The following is an 18,712-nucleotide window of genomic DNA, read 5'->3' on the forward strand; positions in this document are numbered from 1 at the left end:
CAAAGGCTTGCGGGATTGTCCCCAGGCTTGCCCACACCATCGCCCACAGAAGTGAGGGATAAGGTGGGGGCGATCAGCCCGGCAGGAAGAGCGCCGGGTCGACCATGGTGCGGTTGAGCATGACGCCCCAGTGCAGATGGGGGCCGGTGACTCGGCCGGTGGCTCCCACCTTGGCAATGACGTCGCCCGCCTGCACTGCGTCGCCTACGGCGCAATCGATCTTGCTCAGGTGGCAGTACATGGTCAAAAAGCCGGAGCCATGGTCCAGCCATACGGTATTGCCGTTGAAGAAATAGTCGCCCGTGTCGATGACCTTGCCTGCGAGCGGCGCCTTGATGGGGGTGCCGGTGGGGGCGGCGATGTCCATGCCGCTGTGCGGATTGCGCGATTGGCCGTTGAACACGCGGCGCAAGCCGAACGAGCTGGAACGCCGCCCCGGCACAGGCGCGGGCAGCACCATGCCGGCTGGAGAAACATTGCTGAAGGTGGCCATGACCTGCTTGAGGTGGGCGCTTTCCCGCTCATAGCGGGCATTGTCCTCGGCCGAAAGATCGACCGTCTTGGGCGCCACCTTGAGCCGCTGCTCGCTGTACTTCTTGTCTCGTACGGTGTAGGGAACGGTCCGGCTGCCTTCTGCAGTCTGCACGCGGATACTGGCGGGCCCCACGACGGCAGACAGTGGAATACCCACCAGGGCCGTCCATTCAATCGCGTCACCCAGCACCAGCACGGGCATGTCGCCGCTGAATGCCTGGGGGCGGCTCGCCGCGGGCCCCAGCGAGAGCCGCGCCACGCCGCCTGGCACCCGTGAATCTGCCGGCCAGCCATCGGAGGCGTGGGATGGCGCAGCCTGGAGGCCAGGCGCAAGCATTGCAGCCGCGCAGCCCAGCACCATCTGGCGGCGGCTGAACCCCTGGCTCGTGGCAGTGAGGTCTGCGGATGTAACTGAATGGAACATGGCGAAGATCAGATTCTGTGAGTTGCTTTAAAAAGCATAGCGCCTTGCGCTTACCCATAGAGCGCAAACCTTGCATTTAATATGCAAATTTTGGTAAACCAGACGATGTGTAACCCCGATGGCTACGGGGGCTGGTAGCATATTTGATGCTATCCTTTTTGCAAATGGTAAAGCGACTGGTGGACTGGCAGGCACGGGATGTTTGCCGGTGCGACTGCAGTAGCCCATCCATCCGTTACAGTAACAGCGGCCATGGGTGCCAGGGCGTTTTCCGCAGAACCATATTCCGGGAGTTGGTGTCGTTCATGTTGGGCAAGTATTCAGACAGACCTTACCTTGCGCGTGCAAGCGGCAACCTGCGGCTTCGCACTGCAGCATGGGTGCTGATGGCTGCCGGTGTGGCCCTGGTGTCGGGCTGCGCAAGCCTGGGCGGCAGCCAGGACGGAGCCCATTACAACGTGGTGGCACGCGAGACCTTTGGCTCGGCCAACACCTATTCACGCCTCTTCGATGCCTCGCCCGAGCGCACCTGCGAAGCGGCACGCCGCGCGCTCCTGAGCCAGGGCTACCTCATCAACGTGTCCAAGGACAAGGAAGTGGAAGGCCAGAAGACCTTCCAACCTGCGCCGGACAACAACCAGGTCATCACCATCCGCGTGGTGTGTGCCCCTGACAGCAAGGACGGCAAGGTCAGCCTGGGCTTTGTCTCGGCGCTCAAGGACACCTACAACCTCAAGAAGAGCAGCAACTCAGCCAGCGTGGGCGTGGGCGCGCTGGGCTCGCTGTCGCTGCCATTCTCTGCCGGCAATGACTCCCTGATCAAAGTTGGCAGTGAAACCGTGAGTTCGGCTACGTTCTACGACAGCTTTTTTGACCTGATCAAGTCCTTTCTCCGCCAGGACGACAGCCTGCGCCAGCAGAGCCTGCACGACGGTGAGGAGTTTGTGGAATAGCGGCGGCAATGCTGCGGCGCAAAACGGATACCCCATGAAAAACCGGCTCAGGCCGGTTTTCTTCTTTGGCGAGGCGGCTCCCCCGCTCATGGGCTTCGCATCGCATGTTGAGCAAAGCAGCGCTGCACTTGCAGGCAGCCAGGTGCTGGGTTAAAAACAGCCATGAGCAACACAAGTGTGGAGCGTGCGAAATGCCTCTGAACCATGAAGTGCGGGACGAGATTACGGTGCTGGTGCATGGCGGGTTTGAAGATGCCTCGCGCATCGTCGAAATCATCGTGGACGAGATGTACGAACCTGGAGAACTGGACGAGGAGGAGGTGCAGGCCTTTGTGGGCCAATGCTTTGCTGCATTGGAGCTTGCCAAAGGCCAGTGGCCGCGCGTGACCGACTGTGATCGCCTCGACCAGGCCTTTGACCAGCTGGAGCAGCAGGGCGTGGTCTGCCTGCAAAACGCGGGCCATACCCAAAGCGATGGCTATGACGATATCCGCGAGGAACTGCGAGAGCGCAGCGATGCGACGCGTTTCATCGGCTATTGCTTTTTCCACGGACAGGACCTGGCGCGGGCGGTGCGTGGGGGCGGGCTCTACCTGGCCTTTGGCCCGCTGGACGCGGCACTGGAGCATTCGCTGGGTCTGGAGGTCGGCCAGCGTGTGATGCGTGCGCTGGTGGCAGCAGGCCTGCATGCGCAGTGGAATGGCTCGTTTGATGAGCGCATATCCGTGCCGGTGTTTGACTGGAAGAGTCGATGACACAGGTCAATTGCTATATTTCGATAGCAATGGCGTAGAGGCTTGAAGGAGATAACCGTTCCCTCATCGGTGTCTGCGCTCATCGCAGTATGCGCAGCGCGTGGCACTGCTGAATCACACCGGGTTTCGTGGAGGTAGTTTGATTGGAATCAGACGGTCATCGCAGTGGTCTGACTGGAGAGTTGCCAATAGCAGCCGGTCTCGGCAGATGCAAGCAGACGCTCAACGTCCCGGCTAAACGGGCGAAGACGCCGGGCCACTAGGCCCAGGGCCGTGATAACGGCTCCGTTACGCGTCCGATGGAATGAAAAGTTGGGCTCGGAGACCCAAGGATGTGACAACCATATGGTGTGGAATGCACGATGGCAGGCCAACATCAAAAGAGATTTACAAAACCGAGAATCGTCGACCAGGCCAGCTCAAGCAAAGCCCACGCGGAAAACAATCCGTTCACCACAAGAAAAAGCGCGCCAACGACAATCACTAAAGCGATGAGTTGCACAGCCTTCATGCGGTGAAGTCTCCCGAAAAAACCAATTTCTTCATTGGGCATGTTTGGCTCTTGCCGAGATGCCGTAACGTGTACCGTTGACCAATTTTAGATTGGTTGTGCACTGTTCTCTTTGGGGCGATAGCCGTCATCTTCCACTAGTGATGCAGGTCAATCCTGGCTGTGGGTGAGGGGGCTTCGCCGGGGTGAGGCGGCAGTTGCCTAGCTCTCCAGTCGCGCGGTAAGGGCAATAGCCTGGCGCTGGTGGCATAGCGCTCGGGCGGCAGCTTCGTGTGCTCTTTCAAGATCCATCTTCAGGCTCCTTGGCTGCTGCCATATTCTGCAACCAAAAATGGAACGCACCCGGGATAAATGCTTGAGCTGCAGTCTTAACTTTGCTTCGCTTTTGCTACAGCGGAAACTGAAAAATTGGTCTGGAAGACTGTGCAGATCAACAGTTTGCCGAAGCAGAAAACTACAGTATTGATAGCGTGGAATCGTTGCAGAGACTGGCCTGCCCGACTGGAATCGAACCAGTGACCCACAGCTTAGAAGGCTGTTGTAAACTCAAATTTAATAGCATGATACCCTTACTTCATGCTGTTCTTACGAGGTTGATCATTTGTCAAAAGCGGAGCGCTCCGCTTTTTCAAAATCTGCAAATCTATACTTGGCGGTTATATAGACTTAGGGCTGTCACTTTGTGGGTCTGACCTGAGGCCCTCGCCGCAGATAGTGACGCTTGGTGGTTTGCACCGAGGTATGCCCCAGTTGGTCTGCTGCGGCTTGCTCTCCGCGTTCGTCCGCGACATCGTCCGCCGCCTTGGCGCGAAGGTCGTAGAACCAGAATTTGCGAATATCGTTGGCGAGTTGCTGGTTTTTCGCGCCTTCGGCTTTTTCGGCTGCAGCAGCGCGCGCTGACTCAAATGCGTCCCGCAGCATTTGCTTTGTCATTGGCATTCCGTGGATGCTGACAAGCAGGCATTCTGTGCCTGCATTGATGCGGGCCTTGCGATCCGATATACGCTTTAGTAGGGCTTGTAGCTCTCCCTCGATGATGAAGCGCAGAGGTGCAGCCGTCTTGCTCTGCTTTATAACTAGTCGACCATCTTGGATATTTTTGGTTGTTAGCTTTCTCGCATCGCCTGGGCGCTGGCCAGTCAAATAGGCTAGATCCATTGCGTCACGTAGCGCATCGTCCGCGACTGCATAGACTGCCTGGTATACGGCATCGGTGATGTAGACCTCTCTTTTGCCGAGCGCGAACCCCTCAATGCCTGCGCATGGGTTTTCGTTTTCGGTCCACCCCCAGGCGCGGGCTGTATTGAACATGTGAGAGAAAACACGCTTGAGGCGGTTTGCGGTGGTTGGCTTGTCTTTGGACCATTGCAGCAGCTGGTAGACATGTTTTGGTTTGATCGCATCCAGCGGGGCTGGGGCGGGTGTGCAAAAGAACTCCACAAGTTTCTTTATGTCACCACGTTGTGTTGCCTGGGTCGACATTGCCTTTTCAGGAAGGACTTTGGCGATGTATGACGCCGCGAGATCAGCAAATGTTTTTTGCGGCGCTGCTTCTGAACTGTTTGATAGCTCAAGCCATCGTTCTACGGCCTTGAAATAGTCTTGACCGAGGGCAATTTCTTTGCCCGATTTCCCGGTGTCGAAATAGTAGTAAGTCTTGCCAGAGCGCTGTTTGCGGGCCCGGAAGTTCGGCATTGCATTAACCATGGCCAAAGGCCGGTTCCCAGGCGGGCGCGGCCATCTCCTTCTTATCTTTCCCTTCAATGAAGGCGCGGACGACAACTGGGCGCCCTGCGGCGTTCAAGTGGAAGGGTATTTTCATTGAGCGCAGACAGTCTGCTTGCCGTTGCTCGCGTGTGCGTCCGGGCTTGCCGCCTCTGACGCCTGTGAGTTCTTTGATTTCATCTGAAGTGAGAAACAGGGTCATATCCATTCCTCCAAAAAAGAACCCCGCTCATTGGCGGGGCTCGGGTTCGTCTTGTTCGGGGAGGGGTGCTCGTTTGTCACCCCATTTGCGGGAGCGTTTGGTGGTCATGTGACTTTGCCCCCAGCCTCCTTGATTGCGGCCAGAACGGCATCAAGCTTGTCTTTTGGGCATTCAAGGGTTCCGTAGGCTGTGTTTTGTGTTTTCCGCCAGCGCCTGAAATAGGCCTCGAAACTCGTGCCGTCTTCACCGGGCCAAGGCGCTCGTCCGGGACCAGAATAGAAGACTACTCCGCCCGCGATCGAAACTGCCAGAGCGTCTGGGATTTCGGAAATTTCGTCTTCTTGAGAGCCGTCCTTTGACAGAATCAGCACATCCTCATGCCACACGCCATCCAGCCAAAAGCTGGGGTCGTTGTAGAAGCGCTTGAGCTCGGCGCCAGTTGTCTTGGTTGTCATATTTTTTCTCAGTGATAGTTGGAAGTTGTTTACATGCGAGGAGATGGCCCGCCGTCCTGCACTGGCAGTGGCTCCCGCTCAGGTGGGGGAGGGGCGGCTGAGAGCATGGCTGACCAGCAGTCATGGCAGGGAAGCACCCATGTTTTGGTGTTGCCTGCTTTGATCATTTCCTCAGTCGGCTCCATTGGCACCAGGCGCCACCCATCCGGCACAGCCTGCCGCGCTGATAGCTGGGCCAACTGCTCGCGCGCATCGATGTTCAGTCGATTGGCCATGTCCAGGCGCTGGGTTAGAGCGGTGACTTGCTGCTCGGCTGCTGCGGCGCGGTTGGTCTGGGAGGCGCGCTCGGCCTTGAACTGCTGTATCTCTCCAATCAACACTTCGAGGTCAGAGGTAAGCAAAATCGCTTCAGATGATTCGCCCGCGTCGAAGCCGTGGATGTGATCTTTATCCAGGCCCCTGGATTGCTTTCGGCGGTCGATGTAGGTCTGCACCCGCTGCTGTGCTTCGGTCGTGTCGGTCATTCCCGCTTCTCCTGTGTGATCGCAAGCGCTTGCTCTGCGCTTCTGAGTGCGTCGCGCTTGTTGTCTTCGCTTCCCCAGGCGTTAGGCTGAAAGAATGTGTGCATGTCGGAAAGCGCAGACTCCAGTTCTATAGCGCGGGCGAAGAGCTTATTGAATTCGACGGCACTGACATAGAAGCCTAGGCCTTCAATAACTTGGCACTCTGTTCTTCCGTCCGCTGCGTATACCTTGTCGGTCATGGGGCCCTCACATCGATGGCGTAAACCTGCACTGCTTCCAGGCCGAAGTGCTGGTGGGTGATGGTCTTGATCGTGAAGCCGCGCCAAGGGCGCACCAGGCGCCTGGCGTGGTCGCCTCGGGCGGGGTAGCCCAGGGTCAGCACGATCTCGTTGTAGGTGCGGCCCTCCAGGCGCTTGGCCCAGTGTGGTGTGCACAGCCTGAATTCCTCGGTCTTGGTGCCGTCTCGGATGGCCTCGAAGTATTCCCGCTTGAGAGGGAGGTGAAGGGTTGTCATGGCGCCTCTTTCCGGCGATGTGAGTGGTTCATGAACCCCCACCCACCGCTGGGCTTGGTGGTGTCGGAGTGGCCTTCACAGTTTGGGCACAAGGGAGCGCCGCAAACGAACTGGCCGGTGTGGTCGCATTCGTGGGTGGCCTGCTCACCGCAGACGGTGCATTTGACTGCCTTGTGCTTTTCGCAGTGGTTCCCCTCGCAGGCAGCTTTGCATTGGCCGATCCACGAAAGAACGTAGGTGCATTGGGTCATGGTGCCTCCTTGGGGGCGGGCTCATCTTCGTTATCAATCTCAATCACCATGTGCATGAAATGAATCTCGTTGTTCGGCACATTGAAGAGCCAGTTGAAGAATGCGACGAATGCGGACGCTAATGGATCGAGGCCGAGGCGTCGCAGTGCTTGGTAGCGTGTCACTCTTCCTCCTTCTTGGCCTGGGCGGGCTGGCCCTCCCTCTGTTGGGCGCGCTGGGCATCTTGAAGTACGGTTTCTATTTCAACGCCGTGATGAATAGCGCGCAGAGTGAGTTGACCTCCAAAGCGCTTGTGCAAATCGGCGGCAATGTCTTCCTGATAGCCCTCGCGGTGTAAGGCACAGGCCGTCTTTATGTGCTCAACAAACACCTTGCCCTGGTGCTGCAGTTCCAGGCTATAGACGATCTGCTCGCCATTGGCTGGACATGCAGCCACGAATGTGTAGCGGTAGGTATTCAAAGCAGAGTTCCTTGTTCTGGCTCCAGTAGGGCCGGTGCTGACTCCCACGTAGCAGGAGCGTTGTGAGCTTCAATCCGAGCGCGCATGACAGCGGCGCGGGCTTCTTTTGTCGGCGGTGTGTAAGTGCCGCGCCATGCTTGGTCGATGCCGATATTTCGACCGATATTGGTGCTATCCGCGCTCGCAAATGGCAGGCGCGAGAACACAGCGGGGTTGAGCATCCGTAATCCATGCAAGCGCACGCCGGGGCGGCCCTGGTCGTCACAGACGACGGCCATGGCTTCGGAGATACGGCGCCACCACTCTGCTGTGCCGACCACTGCGTATTCGCCAGAACTGCCGATACAGATGCGGTGCCAGTCGGCGGCCAGGCGTTCCAGTCGGTCCAAGCCTTCGTGCATGTGCCAGACCGGAGCGCCGAACCAGCGCGGCAGCGGCCACTCAGCGAGCAGAGCGTCGTTCGCAGCCTCATCGCCATCGATTACGTCGGGGATCACGGCAAAGTCGCATGAAGGGATGAGTAGCGCATCGCCAGCCCAGGCGTAGAACCCGCTCCAGTCACTGACTGGCTGGCCAGACTTCCACGCCGAGAACGCACCGTTGTCCACGGCGAACGACTGGCAAACGCTGGCCACCAAGCCCAAGTTTCGCGGTTCGGCGAATGAAACGAAGCCGTGCCCGGCCTGTAGCACTTGCGCGGCGGCAGTTTCAGGCGTGATGGGGAGGCCGTGATAGTGGATCACCTGTCACATCCCCTTCGCGGCATTGCCGCCTTCCTGGGCTGCAGCCATGGCGGCGTCGATTGCAGCTGCGTCTTTGCAGTGGCTGATGCGAAGCGAGTCCATGTCGATGTGATCGCATGCCAATTCAAGCGCATGCAGCAGTAGCGCATCGGCGGGCTTTGCGTTTGCGGCTGCCGGTGTGGCACGGTAGGCTGCAATAGCTGCGCGTGCTTTGATCATTGACGCATCGCTTGGTGCGCCGTCGAAGTCGAGCGACTCGCACACATCGACCATGGATTCCAGCGCCTCAAGCAGCGCGTCTGCTGCAGGCGCTGCTGGTGCCGCATCCAGCGCATCAGCGGGCTGGGCCTGGGGTGCTGTGTAGAGCGGCGTCCAGTCGAAGTGATCTGGACAAGGCGCAAGCACCACCCCATCTTCCCGGCCAATGCGTAGATCATCTGCAGATTGCCCGGCTGGCTTGAACCAGAAGTCGCCAAAGCTGTCTCCATGCCTCTTGTAACGCCACGCCACCGGCTCGGCCTGCACCTCTGTCTGGGGTGGTGTAACTGGGCTGTTTGCAATCGCGTACATCAGTGCAGCATGTTCATCTACAAACTGAGCGAAGGCAGATTCTGGGATGCGCGCATCAAGGTCCCCTTGAGACTCATTGATAGGCTCTGCTGCGCTGTGCAGAGCCGACATTGCATCTTTGGCGCGCATCAGAGCGGCTTGCTGCCAGTCGATCAGAGAGGAAAGGTGACCGATGGAAGCAGTCAATCCAACTATCTCAACATCGCGCACATCTGGCTCCGCCAGGTCACCTGCCGAGGAACCCTCGGTAGCTGGAAGTGCTGGGGTGGCGGCAATGGCGGCGTGCAGCGAGAAGCCAGTCCAGGCGGCCTGCACCCACGGGCTGGCGTACTGTCCGTCATGACACTCCAGGCTTGCATGCGGGCAGTGCTTGCGTATCTCCAAGGCAAAGGCCTCACGCTGATCATGCACAGCCATCGCTGCGGGCGCCTGTGCTGCCACGGCCTGGGAGGCCAAGTGGGAAGTACATGCATCCCAAGCGTCTTCTGCTATCCCTTTTGGATTTGTGCAGTCAATGCCGCCGTGGTTATCACAAGCGTCGTTGTGGTAATCCGAATACCACTTTTCAAATGCATTAAGGGGCGCGGAGGATGGGGTAGGTTCAGCCATGGTGGGCTCCAAAATGAAGAGCCCGCCGTGATTGCTCAGGGCGGGCTGCGAATAGGTGCCCACTGTGGGCGGTAGACTAGCGGGCTATGACCCTCTACGACTCGATGCTTGGCGCTCTACGTGAGCACTGGAAAGCCAACGGCAATGCCTATCCGCAGTGCTTTGAACTGACCAAGATTGCCCTTGATGACTTGAATGCAGGCCGGACTCTGATCAGGAAGTCTGTTGGACTGAAGCCGCTTGAAGGCAATGACTTCAACGAGTTCCACGGCGTCAAACTCGTAGTCGGAGAGAGCAATGCGCTGGTTGCAAAGGATGGGACGCGGGTTCCTCTGCAGGCCTGAAGCTGGAAAAAGAAACACCCCGGCAGTGCGGGGTGTGGAATAAAAAGGCCGACTCTCACGAAAGTTCAGGAACTGGAAAAAGGAGGAGTGATATGAGGTCGGCTGAGAAACCTAACTCCATGATTAACAAACGTTTAATTGTTAATTGATCCTGGATGGACTGCAGTTTGCCAAATCAAAAAACTCGCATATGTGCTGAGTTTTCCAATGTTGATGTCGGCTAATTCCTACACACTCTCCGTGCTTCAAAATGGCACATCGCTGTCATCGCCGTAGTCGTCTCGTGATGTCTGTTGGGGTGCTGCAGTACGGCTGTGTTGGCCTGGCCGTTCGTGGTTGCCGCCTGGTTGCTTGTCCTTGCGCTTCAAAGAGAGGCTGAGAAATGGATTGCCGTTCTGTGATTGCTTGATCCAGCCGTCGACGAAGTATTCCACCCCTTCCACATTCAGTGTGCCAGTGCGATCAGGTTTGCGATCGCCTTCTTGCTTGCGGTCGTTCACGAACATAACGCCGCGGTTGGTGTTGTCGTATCCAGTCATGGTTTGCCTTTCTTCCCTCCAGCCTTCCCGGAGGGTGTTGATTAACGGATGTTGTTCAGGATTTGGTGGACGAGTCCGATGAAGTCTGCTCGGCGCTGCCTGAGGCGCTCGATATCTGCGGTGTAGTCACTGCGGTGCAGTCGGTGCACGATGAGCTGCTTGCCCTCTTTGAACTCGCCGCAGTAGCTGATGAAGTCCACCCAGTCACGGGTGGTGCAGTCAAGATGGCCAATGAGCTGCCAGCGGTAAGCCGGGTCAAATGACTGGCGCATCAAGGTGGCGTAGTGGACTGCCGCGGTAACCGACTTGATTTCAACGACTCCATCATCCCCGACCAGCCCGTCTGGAGAGTCGCCATAGTCCCCCCAGTCAAAAAAGCCTCCATTGCCTACGCTGACGAAGTTCTCCTCCTCGTAGAGCATGCGGGCAATCGGCTCTTGCTCATGGCCGCGCTCGGTGTGCTCGCTGGAGAAGCTGTACTCGGCCTTGCGCCCGGTATCGATTTCCAAAGCAATCTGCAGAGCATATTTTTTAGCGGGTTCACCGAAGGCTTTGCCATCATTCGCCATGAAGAGGCCAAAGCTAGAGCAGGTGGCTTTGCCGAGACGGAGGGCTAACCAAGCCTCGGTGTTCTGCTGCACATCATGAAACTGCATCGGCTTGCTCCGCACATTCACGCGCAATCTGTTCCTGGTGCTCCGCGCTCATATCAACACGGGCAAGCACTTGACCTAGGTGTCCGTCTCGGCGATATGCTGTTTTGGCATTCTCCCAGCCCTTCGCATTGGCTGGAGTCAGAACCTTTTTCTCGGGAGTGAATGGGCTGATGCGCAAGCCCTCTACCGATTCTTTGCCAAAGCGTACGTTGTGATCCACATAGACCGTGATCCTGATGTTCTGCCAGTCGTCAATGAATGGCGACCCGGTCAACTGACGCATAGTCTTGCTGTTGGTGGCATTCAGGATCATTGGCTTAAGCTTCTCGCCCGGGCGCAGATCGCGCTCGGCAAAGAAGGCCGTGTTGAAGAGATCCTTGGTCTTCTTTGTCTTGTCCGCCTCCAGGGATACGCGGGCCACAGTGAGAACGGTTGGCTCTACGATGTCAGCGCTACTCAGGTAGGGGGAGTCGAAGGCTTTCCGATAATGGGTTTTCTCGCTCATATGCTTCCTTAACTTGCCAGCCTTGCCTGCGCCACGCACACAATCAGTAGGGCAGTGGCGAGTAGAAATAGAAAGGGCGGCTTACGAGGCCGCCCTAGTTGGAATGGTTGGTAGATCATTGTTTGTTCTGCAGCGCGATCAGGCGCCGGTACTTGTCGAATGTCTTGCGGATGTCGGTTGCTACAGCCGGGGTGTAGCGGTTGGCCTTCTGTCCTGGCAGTGGGCAAAGAGGGCGGTTGGGCATGGTGAGCATTGGGGTTTCCATGATGCCTCCCGTTGTCAAAGCTGGATGATCTTCACCTTGGAGCGTTCGCCCAGGTTCATGCTGAGTACGAGGTCATATGCCTCCCATCGATCGATGCAAGGCACTTTAGCGAGGGTTGCATCGTTGATCCAAATCTCGTAGTAGTTCATGATTTAGCTCTCCTCATCTGTGCCCGCTTGGTTGCCCATTTCTGCTCAGTAACGATTGCTGTAGCACGGTCGCTTGCAATCTCAGCATGCCCGCAGACATGACGGAAGCAGTAGCCGTTGCTGGCAATCAGGTCGCCGTCTTTGTCTTGGTAGGCGCGACTCTTACCCTTCCAATACGGCCAGTCGCGCGCCAAAATCTCAAGTAGAGTCATCTCACACCTCCTTGTATGTGGCGAGTGCAGCTCGGGCGCTCTTTTGCGTGTCCGAGTCTTGGTGTCCGGCCGGTTTGAGGAACTGATATGAAGCCTCCAAGTCTTGAAGAGTCTTCCGCAGTTCCCTGTACCCCTCCAGCAGCTCCCGAGGGCTCAGGCCGCACTCGTGAAAAACTGTTCCGGCCTCGGCGATGAGGGTTGCGCTGTCATCCGCTTCTGCGCTGTCGCCTTCAATTCGTGCAATCACCGGCCCGGGCGCTCCATTGCCTGATGGGGTCATGCGCGACCATATGGTCCAAGGGCTGAATCCTTCGTTGTCATCAGCAATCCAAGGCCCCGGCGTTGGTTTCAGCTTCTCACTCGTCATCTTCAATCCCCTTAACTTTGAATTCCCAGATCCCGGGGTTCACGATCGTGCTGGGCCGCAGGAGTGCTGCCAGAGCAGTGCTGGATGCATCGAAGAGTGGTATGAACTCGTCGTCATAGGGCGGTTTCACCAGCACTTGCTGGCCGCTCGCTAGGGCCCGCAGGTAGGGCGCATTGGTGTGTTCCATCACCAGTCCCTCCCGGCTTCCTCTGCCTCTGCTTCCAAAATGTCATCACACTCGTCCTGCATGACTTCACGGAGGTAATCGCGCAGCATTTCGCCAGCCTCAAGGGGCTTGCTCGCTTTGAGCAGGCAGAAGATCGCGCCGAGAGTGTCGGGATCGAAGTTTTTGAATGCTTCCTGGTGCACGCTGTTGAAGCGCTGGTCGAAGATTGAATTGCTGGAGCGCTGCTTTTCCAGCCAAGCTGCCCGCGCGTCTTGTCGGTCAACGCCTGCTTTGTGGGCAGAAGCAAGGCGGGAATAGTGAGCGTCAGAAAATCCGTTCATTTCAATCTCCCAGGAATAAAAAAGCCCGCATGTAGCGGGCGAATCCAGCGTGGTAGTGCTGGAGTGTGGTTAGTGAATAGATAGTCCAAGCCAGATTGCTTTGCAGATCAGTGGCTTGCGGTCAATATGAATAGATTGGTGAATAGATTCGCCAGGATTGGCAACATCTATGAATAGGAGATGGTGGCAGGTAGCGATCTCCTGCTTGTCTATGCCGCGCCTTAGCTGCCACCGCCGAAGCGGGATAAGAAGTACACGCGGTTTATTGGTTGCTTCGGGCTTACCGGATATTTACGCAGCTGTGTCTTACAGCCCGACTTCTTCAGCAACCATCGACTCTTCGCCTGCGCATCGCAACTGCGCATTCACCATCATTTGAGCGGGCTGGTGGTTATTCCAGCGATCTGCTGCAGCAGCCGTGCCGTTCCTATACGCGCCCCGCCGCTCAAATGATGACCCTCTTTCGAGGATATGAGTACCAAAAGCATCAAATCATCTGAAATGATGCTCTTGGGTAGCTTATGTGGTTGCCTTGGCGATGGCTTCTTGGGCTACCCACGTTAGATCTGTTGTGCGACCGACTGAATCTGGTTTGTAGACCTCAGGGTTTGCGTAGAACTGCAGCGCAGCCAGCAGTTCAGGGGCTGCAGCAATCAGGCGGGCGTTTGCCTCCTGAATGCTCAATTCTTCGCCTGAGATCGTTTGGGCCACATCTGAGTAATGAGGGGTGTATGTTGCGCCTTCTGCTTGCGATATGTTGAAGCGCAAGCCTGCACCTTGATACAGTTCAAATTCCTCGAAGCGCCATGGCCCCGGCGTATGTTTCGCTTCCATCTTCATCCTTCCGCGCCTGTGCGCAAAAATTGAAAACGCCCTGAGTAGGGCGCTTGGGGGTTACTTGGGGGGGCTGCTACCATTTGCACATCAACGCCTTCTGGAGCGCGAGTGCAGCAATGATCACAACTAGTACCAACAGGTTCAAGTACAGAGCTATGGCAGCAGCAGGCTTCAAAAAGAAGTCCACGCTCCAGGCTCCTGCTATGACCAAGAAGGTACTTCGTTGGGCCATTCGAAGCCGTTCGCGCAACCTGTATTTGGTGTTCCTGTCTTGGCCATACATCGCGATCTTTCTCTCGGCAGTTGCCACTGCGCTGTTTCTGCCTGCATGGATGTACTGGAGCATTGCATTGCTGTCGCTCACGAAAGCAATTAACCGAATGCTTGTCGCAGATGCCGCTTGGAAGCGCAGAGGCAGACTAGAAGACCAAAGCACTCACTGAAAAGCGCTTTGGTTTTCTCCCCCGGCCTAACCGGGGTTGGCTGATCTATACCCGCCGAAGCGGTCCCAGCACTTGGCCTATTGCGGTAGCCAATCCTCCACCCTTCGCACTCGCCGGAGCATGGGTCGCCCTCGGGTCATAGCGGTTAGCTCCGCGCTGTCTATCACTGCACTTCGCTATCGCTGCAACTCCCACTGCGCTCCACTGGAGCTAGACCTTCCTCTTGCATCGAGTCGGTTCAGGGGCCGGATCGCTACCCCTTCGGTCGTTTCGTGGTTGTTGCTGCGATGGGTGAATATTAGCGTTACGCAAAATGTATGTCAATAGCGTAACGCGAAATTGGCGCGAAAGTTTCTGTTCGCTCGCAATCGCCGACTCGGCGAAGCAGGAAAATGTGGTGTGTAGGGTGTGTGCAGCCCCAACCCAGCCAGCAAAAAACCGCCCGGAGGCGGTTGTGCGGTGCTGACGCAGAGTGTCTAGGCTTCCCGTTCTTCGAGCCAATGCGATCCGGCCCCATACACCTCATTGCCAACCTCTACGAGAGTCTCAAGCATGCAGCGGTTATATGCATTGTCTGGATGCCACAGGCCCGCGTAGACCGGGTGCCCCATTTGGTCAAATCTTCCTGCAATTCGCCATGCGACACGGATCTCTGCCATGCGCTTGGTGGCAGTGATTGGTTCAAGCTGTTCTGTGGCGTTCATGATAGGGGATGGTAAGGCCAAAGCAAAAAAAGCCCGCATCAGCGGGCTAAGCACCTACAGCATAGTGCCATGGTGCCTCCGCTCCCAGAGGCAAGGAGATGGTAGGGCACTAGTGGGGAGGGCGCTTTGAGATGGGTCAAGAGCAGGAACACTCTGGAGAAGCGGGCGCAAAAAGGCGAAAACGCTTGAAGCGAACGCCATCGAACTCCACCTCGCCATCCGGCTGAAATCCCAGTCTTCCTACCCCTTTGATTCTTGTTCTTGAGAGCGGCAGAAGAATGGTTATGAAATCCAACCCCATGGTTGTGAATGCGCGTTTGATGATCTCTTCGTAGATAGCTTTGCCGCTTCCCCAGAAGTGCGGGTGAAGTACCAGTGCGAGATCAGCATCGCCTTCCTCGTACTGCAATCCGCCCCAGCCTGCAAACTGATGATCGATGAAGAATGCCCACGGGCCATACCCGTGCTGCTCCCACTGGGCATCCTTCTGCTTCACCCATTCCTTCGCCTTCACTTCGTCAAAATCTGGGCTGCCAAGGGGCATTTGGCGCAACACGTCAGGGTGGTTGTTGAGCGAGATGATGTCTTGCAGACTGGCTTCGGTGAGTCGCTTGAACTCTAGGTCCATTGTTCTATATCAGTGTGATCTCTTATCGCTATATCCAGAGCTGCCAGGGGCGGTGAAGCTTGGTCGACTTAGCAAAAAGCCCGCGCGAGGCGGGCCAAAGTCCTATCCATGAAGAGTCCTCATTCTAGGTCACTTCACCGGGAGTTGTCAGCCTACAGAATCGGCGGCTTGTAGGCAAAAGAAAAGCCACCAGGCGGCGGCTTGATGTGTATTAATGAGGTGCACTCCTAGCTTCTGAATGCCACCTTTGTGAATGTAATCTATTCCATGCCTTTTCAATGTGAGCAGGCTTCATGGTCTGGCTTTTTCGAAGATTCCACTCTTGTATTGCTTTAACTGCAATGCTGACTGATTCGTCAGCATGCGGGACGCGGCACATCACCCAATGGACGGAGCTGAGTAATTCCATGCCATAGGTGTCTTCGAATCCATCAATGAGCATTTCTACACGCTTTACGCGTGCAGCAACATCAGAGTGTTGCTTTAGTAGATCTGCAGATTCCTCGGTCGCCCCCTCTAGTAAAAAAAGTGGCTTAGATGGCTTGTCGTCTCCATCGCCAAATCCCTCGATATAATGCTTCTCCATACGATTAAGAACATGGCGTAGATTTAATGCATAAGGACCGTAATAATGCTTTTTATAGTTTAATCTTAGATTCTCACCGGCTTCTTGTAGAAAATACATTAATTTCTGTGCTTCTAGTACAGTAATGAATGGATCCATCAGCCCCTCTCGATACTTGCTAAGCATCATAATTAATGTAGCCATTGCTACACTTAATTTAGGCTTCTCTGTCATGTTTGGCATATCCTTGGCATCTGGGGCTCCACTCGGTGGATAAACCAGAACGCGAACATTTTGGACGGACTTTAGCTTATCTTCGATAATTGGAAGAACAACAGACCAATCCAAACCTCCGTTGCCACATCCGAGTGGAGGGACTGCAATAGATTGGATATTAAGTCTTTTGATGTTAATCACAAGATCATCTAGTCCAGCTTCTATGTCTGAAACTTTACTTTTTGATCTCCACTTTCCTTTTGTCGGAAAATTAATTATCCACTCAGGTCCTTCGCCGAAACTTGATACATGATAAATATGCATTTTCCCAAGCTCGACATGTCCAGCTTTGCAAGCGGCTGCATAGTCCTTGAACATATCCGGAAACATATTCCGAAATTGCAAAGCTATACCTTTGCCCATTACGCCTTCGGTGTTTACTGTGTTCACGAGGGCGCTAACTGGAGCTTCTAGCAAATTACCATTGGTGATTTCAATCATCAGTAGTACCAATCACGCTTTGTTGCTACAGGAATTGAATGACCTGATGCGTTTAACATCGACTGAACTCGACGAGTTACGTCGTCATTATAGCAGCCAATGCCCTTAAATGCAATAAGCGGGAAAAAATCAGCAACTAGAAATTCAGCTTGTTTTTCGAAAGTGACATCGCTCCAGTATCTGGCTTGAATCGCATCCCAGTTCAAACTATCCAGGCTCTGCAGACTATTACTAAACTGCGCCGCATGCGAGCCTGCATTTCCATCTGAAATTGCCCATTGGGATTTGCCGCTTATGGCAGAGGCTACACTTGAAACAAGATGTACCACTTCGCTCTGATGCCCCCTAGGCTTCCCCGTTTCTCCTTGATTAACTATGAAAAGCATAATTGATCTAGGGGAATAATAAAATGGTACAAATTCGCCAACGAATTTATTGCCGCAGCAATCTACTTTTATTTCTTTTGCACGCCTCTCTTTTATGTGTGAGTAACCAATATCACTTTGAGGGCCACCCATTTCTCGCATTGATATATCTGAATATAATCCCCCCTGATTTATGATTGCGGGCAAGTTCGCTACATCTGTAATGTGATAGATCCATGTGGTTTCAATGTTTTTAGTCATAGATTTTTAATGTACAGCGTCTAGTTCCTTTAGCTAAGCAGGGAAAAGGCGATCCAACACCGCCATCCTTCAACCCCGCCCCCTTATATCCACCCCAGCCTAAGCGCACAGAACAGCCCCACCCAGAGCAGCATCAAGGCAACGAACGCAAAGGTAGGGCCGCAAGAATGTCTACCATGGTTTCAAGGGAATTCATTTCGACTGAGCCAACCGATCAATTTTGGCTTGAAATCGAGCAGTGACCTTAGCAAGGTGCTTCCCATTGATTTCAGGCCAAACTCTATAAACTTCCGCTGTAGCGAATGTGTTCGCTGACACGAGTGCCTGACCCGTGCCGGATGAGTAGAAGGCTATGGCATCCTGCAATTGCTGCGAGGAAAGCATCTTGGCATATGACGCTGACAGGACTTCAAGAAATTCGCTCTTGGTAGGTCTCGAGCAGGCCTCTAGGAAGTACTCTTCATAGGCAGCAACAATGGCTGGCCATTGCTTATCGCCAGGGCGAATGCCTCTGAAATAGTTTGGATTCTGCGCAACAAGCGTGTGAGGTGAGACAGCGCGATGCGTTTGAATGCAGGCATCGTGGTACTTGCTGTATTGATCTTCGTATCTCAGTAGATCCACGAACTGCCTGGCCGAGTCCTCGTGGGCGCTGGCTGCTTTTGCGCTTACCGCCATGAAGAGAATTGCAAAGACTAGCGGTAAGCGAAGCATAAAGAAATCCTGCTGAGTTAAGGCCAAAGTGCACATGGACAATAGATTTGAATGCACTGTGATCATCTTCGCCGAGTCCACGGGAGCACTCAACGATTCATCTGAGAGCCCTTGCGATACTCCAGTCGCAGGGGCTTTCCTGCTTTAGGGGGCTACTGTTCCCTCCAGCCTCACCAACCTCTGAGCCAGCGTCTCTGCGTCATAGAGCATGGCCTCTCGTAGTGTTGTTCCGACACTCACAGGCCCGTAGTACACATTGAACGCCTTCGGTGCTGGCTGGTAGTGCCTGGCAGTCTCTCCGATCACATCAGCAATGGTTGACTGCCACACCTCCCCAAGCAGCTCCCGACCATCCAAGATCCTGCCGTGGTACTCGCCTTGGTCTATCTTCTCTATGCGGAGGGTGGGGAGCATTTACTGAGGGCGTTGGTTAGCTTCATCTCGGCGATTGATGGCATCGAGAGAGTACCGAATGGACTCGCTGTCTTTCATCTGCTTTGAAAGCTGCAGCACCCGAAAGATTACATATGGCACTACTGCAAAAGCTACAGCCATAGCGGCTGCAGCTGCCTCTTGTGGAGCACTCTTCGCGCCCATGAATCCCAAAATAAGAGTGAGCCCTCCAACCAAAGCTCCGATGATCGAAACAATCCCCATGAAATACATGTTGCCTCCTTAAGCAGCCGCGCATCGGCTTGCTGTAA

General features: G+C 55.3%; 32 protein-coding genes. 4 read left to right on the forward strand and 28 right to left on the reverse strand.

Annotated elements, in window-relative coordinates; genetic code table 11:
• Positions 1–73: 73 nt before the first annotated feature.
• Positions 74–895: a peptidoglycan DD-metalloendopeptidase family protein gene (locus tag LAD35_RS06625; RefSeq protein WP_377780369.1), complete on the reverse strand. Its 822-nt coding sequence runs from the start codon at positions 893–895 to the stop codon at positions 74–76.
• 368 nt (positions 896–1,263) lie between these two features.
• Here LAD35_RS06625 and LAD35_RS06630 point away from each other — a divergent pair, with 368 nt between their 5' ends.
• Both LAD35_RS06630 and LAD35_RS06635 read left to right on the forward strand, forming a co-directional pair.
• Positions 1,264–1,911 (forward strand): DUF2242 domain-containing protein, encoded by a 648-nt coding sequence (locus LAD35_RS06630; RefSeq protein WP_224151914.1) that lies wholly within the window; start codon positions 1,264–1,266, stop codon positions 1,909–1,911.
• 191 nt (positions 1,912–2,102) lie between these two features.
• Positions 2,103–2,666 (forward strand): DUF6891 domain-containing protein, encoded by a 564-nt coding sequence (locus tag LAD35_RS06635; protein ID WP_224151915.1) that lies wholly within the window; start codon positions 2,103–2,105, stop codon positions 2,664–2,666.
• A gap of 376 nt (positions 2,667–3,042) precedes the next feature.
• Here the strand turns inward: LAD35_RS06635 and LAD35_RS06640 are convergent, their stop codons facing one another.
• From LAD35_RS06640 to LAD35_RS06690, 11 genes are all read right to left on the reverse strand, one after another.
• Positions 3,043–3,219 (reverse strand): hypothetical protein, encoded by a 177-nt coding sequence (locus LAD35_RS06640; protein ID WP_224151916.1) that lies wholly within the window; start codon positions 3,217–3,219, stop codon positions 3,043–3,045.
• 633 nt (positions 3,220–3,852) lie between these two features.
• On the reverse strand, positions 3,853–4,884 hold the full coding sequence (locus tag LAD35_RS06645) for a tyrosine-type recombinase/integrase (protein ID WP_224151917.1): 1,032 nt from the start codon (positions 4,882–4,884) through the stop codon (positions 3,853–3,855).
• A complete protein-coding gene (locus LAD35_RS06650) occupies positions 4,877–5,104 on the reverse strand; it encodes a DUF4224 domain-containing protein (protein ID WP_224151918.1) in 228 nt (75 codons plus the stop codon). Before LAD35_RS06650 ends, LAD35_RS06645 begins: the two co-directional genes overlap by 8 nt.
• Positions 5,105–5,208: 104 nt before the next feature.
• Entirely contained in the window at positions 5,209–5,559 is a 351-nt protein-coding gene (locus LAD35_RS06655; RefSeq protein WP_224151919.1) for a hypothetical protein, read from the reverse strand.
• A gap of 29 nt (positions 5,560–5,588) precedes the next feature.
• Complete coding sequence (locus LAD35_RS06660; RefSeq protein ID WP_224151920.1) at positions 5,589–6,083, reverse strand: hypothetical protein; 495 nt, start codon at positions 6,081–6,083, stop codon at positions 5,589–5,591.
• On the reverse strand, positions 6,080–6,322 hold the full coding sequence (locus LAD35_RS06665; protein ID WP_224151921.1) for a hypothetical protein: 243 nt from the start codon (positions 6,320–6,322) through the stop codon (positions 6,080–6,082). The genes LAD35_RS06660 and LAD35_RS06665 overlap by 4 nt, the downstream gene beginning before the upstream one ends.
• Positions 6,319–6,597: an ASCH domain-containing protein gene (locus LAD35_RS06670; RefSeq protein ID WP_224151922.1), complete on the reverse strand. Its 279-nt coding sequence runs from the start codon at positions 6,595–6,597 to the stop codon at positions 6,319–6,321. Before LAD35_RS06670 ends, LAD35_RS06665 begins: the two co-directional genes overlap by 4 nt.
• A gap of 247 nt (positions 6,598–6,844) precedes the next feature.
• A complete protein-coding gene (locus tag LAD35_RS06675; protein ID WP_224151923.1) occupies positions 6,845–7,012 on the reverse strand; it encodes a hypothetical protein in 168 nt (55 codons plus the stop codon).
• Positions 7,009–7,308, reverse strand: coding sequence for a hypothetical protein (locus LAD35_RS06680; protein WP_224151924.1), 300 nt, complete (start codon positions 7,306–7,308; stop codon positions 7,009–7,011). Before LAD35_RS06680 ends, LAD35_RS06675 begins: the two co-directional genes overlap by 4 nt.
• A complete protein-coding gene (locus LAD35_RS06685; RefSeq protein WP_224151925.1) occupies positions 7,305–8,051 on the reverse strand; it encodes a hypothetical protein in 747 nt (248 codons plus the stop codon). Before LAD35_RS06685 ends, LAD35_RS06680 begins: the two co-directional genes overlap by 4 nt.
• 3 nt (positions 8,052–8,054) lie before the next feature.
• On the reverse strand, positions 8,055–9,038 hold the full coding sequence (locus LAD35_RS06690) for a hypothetical protein (protein WP_224151926.1): 984 nt from the start codon (positions 9,036–9,038) through the stop codon (positions 8,055–8,057).
• Between the two features lie 278 nt (positions 9,039–9,316).
• Here LAD35_RS06690 and LAD35_RS06695 point away from each other — a divergent pair, with 278 nt between their 5' ends.
• Complete coding sequence (locus tag LAD35_RS06695; protein WP_224151927.1) at positions 9,317–9,574, forward strand: hypothetical protein; 258 nt, start codon at positions 9,317–9,319, stop codon at positions 9,572–9,574.
• A 245-nt stretch (positions 9,575–9,819) separates the two neighbouring features.
• On the opposite strand, the gene LAD35_RS06700 is transcribed toward LAD35_RS06695, so the two are convergent.
• The 10 genes from LAD35_RS06700 to LAD35_RS06740 form a co-directional block, all read right to left on the reverse strand.
• A complete protein-coding gene (locus tag LAD35_RS06700; protein ID WP_224151928.1) occupies positions 9,820–10,113 on the reverse strand; it encodes a hypothetical protein in 294 nt (97 codons plus the stop codon).
• A 41-nt stretch (positions 10,114–10,154) separates the two neighbouring features.
• Positions 10,155–10,769, reverse strand: coding sequence for a YqaJ viral recombinase family protein (locus LAD35_RS06705; protein ID WP_224151929.1), 615 nt, complete (start codon positions 10,767–10,769; stop codon positions 10,155–10,157).
• Positions 10,756–11,274, reverse strand: coding sequence for a hypothetical protein (locus LAD35_RS06710; RefSeq protein ID WP_224151930.1), 519 nt, complete (start codon positions 11,272–11,274; stop codon positions 10,756–10,758). Before LAD35_RS06710 ends, LAD35_RS06705 begins: the two co-directional genes overlap by 14 nt.
• Positions 11,275–11,389: 115 nt before the next feature.
• Entirely contained in the window at positions 11,390–11,539 is a 150-nt protein-coding gene (locus LAD35_RS06715; RefSeq protein ID WP_224151931.1) for a hypothetical protein, read from the reverse strand.
• Between the two features lie 14 nt (positions 11,540–11,553).
• Positions 11,554–11,688 carry a hypothetical protein gene (locus tag LAD35_RS22275; RefSeq protein WP_263434669.1) on the reverse strand — a complete coding sequence of 45 codons (135 nt, stop codon included), beginning with the start codon at positions 11,686–11,688 and terminating at the stop codon, positions 11,554–11,556.
• Complete coding sequence (locus tag LAD35_RS06720) at positions 11,685–11,900, reverse strand: hypothetical protein (RefSeq protein WP_224151932.1); 216 nt, start codon at positions 11,898–11,900, stop codon at positions 11,685–11,687. Before LAD35_RS06720 ends, LAD35_RS22275 begins: the two co-directional genes overlap by 4 nt.
• A gap of 1 nt (position 11,901) precedes the next feature.
• Positions 11,902–12,267: a hypothetical protein gene (locus LAD35_RS06725; RefSeq protein WP_224151933.1), complete on the reverse strand. Its 366-nt coding sequence runs from the start codon at positions 12,265–12,267 to the stop codon at positions 11,902–11,904.
• The gene (locus LAD35_RS06730) at positions 12,257–12,454 is read right to left on the reverse strand and encodes a hypothetical protein (RefSeq protein ID WP_224151934.1); all 198 of its coding nucleotides are present in this window, start codon (positions 12,452–12,454) and stop codon (positions 12,257–12,259) included. Before LAD35_RS06730 ends, LAD35_RS06725 begins: the two co-directional genes overlap by 11 nt.
• On the reverse strand, positions 12,454–12,774 hold the full coding sequence (locus LAD35_RS06735; RefSeq protein ID WP_224151935.1) for a hypothetical protein: 321 nt from the start codon (positions 12,772–12,774) through the stop codon (positions 12,454–12,456). Before LAD35_RS06735 ends, LAD35_RS06730 begins: the two co-directional genes overlap by 1 nt.
• Positions 12,775–13,293: 519 nt before the next feature.
• On the reverse strand, positions 13,294–13,608 hold the full coding sequence (locus LAD35_RS06740) for a hypothetical protein (RefSeq protein ID WP_224151936.1): 315 nt from the start codon (positions 13,606–13,608) through the stop codon (positions 13,294–13,296).
• A gap of 158 nt (positions 13,609–13,766) precedes the next feature.
• On the opposite strand from LAD35_RS06740, the gene LAD35_RS06745 reads away from it, so the two are divergent.
• Positions 13,767–14,054: a hypothetical protein gene (locus LAD35_RS06745; protein ID WP_224151937.1), complete on the forward strand. Its 288-nt coding sequence runs from the start codon at positions 13,767–13,769 to the stop codon at positions 14,052–14,054.
• 840 nt (positions 14,055–14,894) lie between these two features.
• On the opposite strand, the gene LAD35_RS06750 is transcribed toward LAD35_RS06745, so the two are convergent.
• The 6 genes from LAD35_RS06750 to LAD35_RS06775 form a co-directional block, all read right to left on the reverse strand.
• The gene (locus LAD35_RS06750; RefSeq protein ID WP_224151938.1) at positions 14,895–15,386 is read right to left on the reverse strand and encodes a GNAT family N-acetyltransferase; all 492 of its coding nucleotides are present in this window, start codon (positions 15,384–15,386) and stop codon (positions 14,895–14,897) included.
• 211 nt (positions 15,387–15,597) lie between these two features.
• The gene (darG, locus tag LAD35_RS06755) at positions 15,598–16,668 is read right to left on the reverse strand and encodes a type II toxin-antitoxin system antitoxin DNA ADP-ribosyl glycohydrolase DarG (RefSeq protein WP_224151939.1); all 1,071 of its coding nucleotides are present in this window, start codon (positions 16,666–16,668) and stop codon (positions 15,598–15,600) included.
• A complete protein-coding gene (gene darT, locus LAD35_RS06760) occupies positions 16,668–17,294 on the reverse strand; it encodes a type II toxin-antitoxin system toxin DNA ADP-ribosyl transferase DarT (RefSeq protein WP_224151940.1) in 627 nt (208 codons plus the stop codon). Before darT ends, darG begins: the two co-directional genes overlap by 1 nt.
• A 192-nt stretch (positions 17,295–17,486) precedes the next feature.
• A complete protein-coding gene (locus LAD35_RS06765) occupies positions 17,487–18,089 on the reverse strand; it encodes a DUF2059 domain-containing protein (RefSeq protein WP_224151941.1) in 603 nt (200 codons plus the stop codon).
• 63 nt (positions 18,090–18,152) lie between these two features.
• Positions 18,153–18,422: a hypothetical protein gene (locus LAD35_RS06770; protein ID WP_224151942.1), complete on the reverse strand. Its 270-nt coding sequence runs from the start codon at positions 18,420–18,422 to the stop codon at positions 18,153–18,155.
• A complete protein-coding gene (locus LAD35_RS06775; protein WP_224151943.1) occupies positions 18,423–18,674 on the reverse strand; it encodes a hypothetical protein in 252 nt (83 codons plus the stop codon).
• Between the last annotated feature and the right edge of the window lie 38 nt (positions 18,675–18,712).

Source organism: Comamonas odontotermitis (assembly GCF_020080045.1).
In the GTDB taxonomy this organism is placed as follows: Bacteria; Pseudomonadota; Gammaproteobacteria; order Burkholderiales; family Burkholderiaceae_C; genus Comamonas; species Comamonas odontotermitis.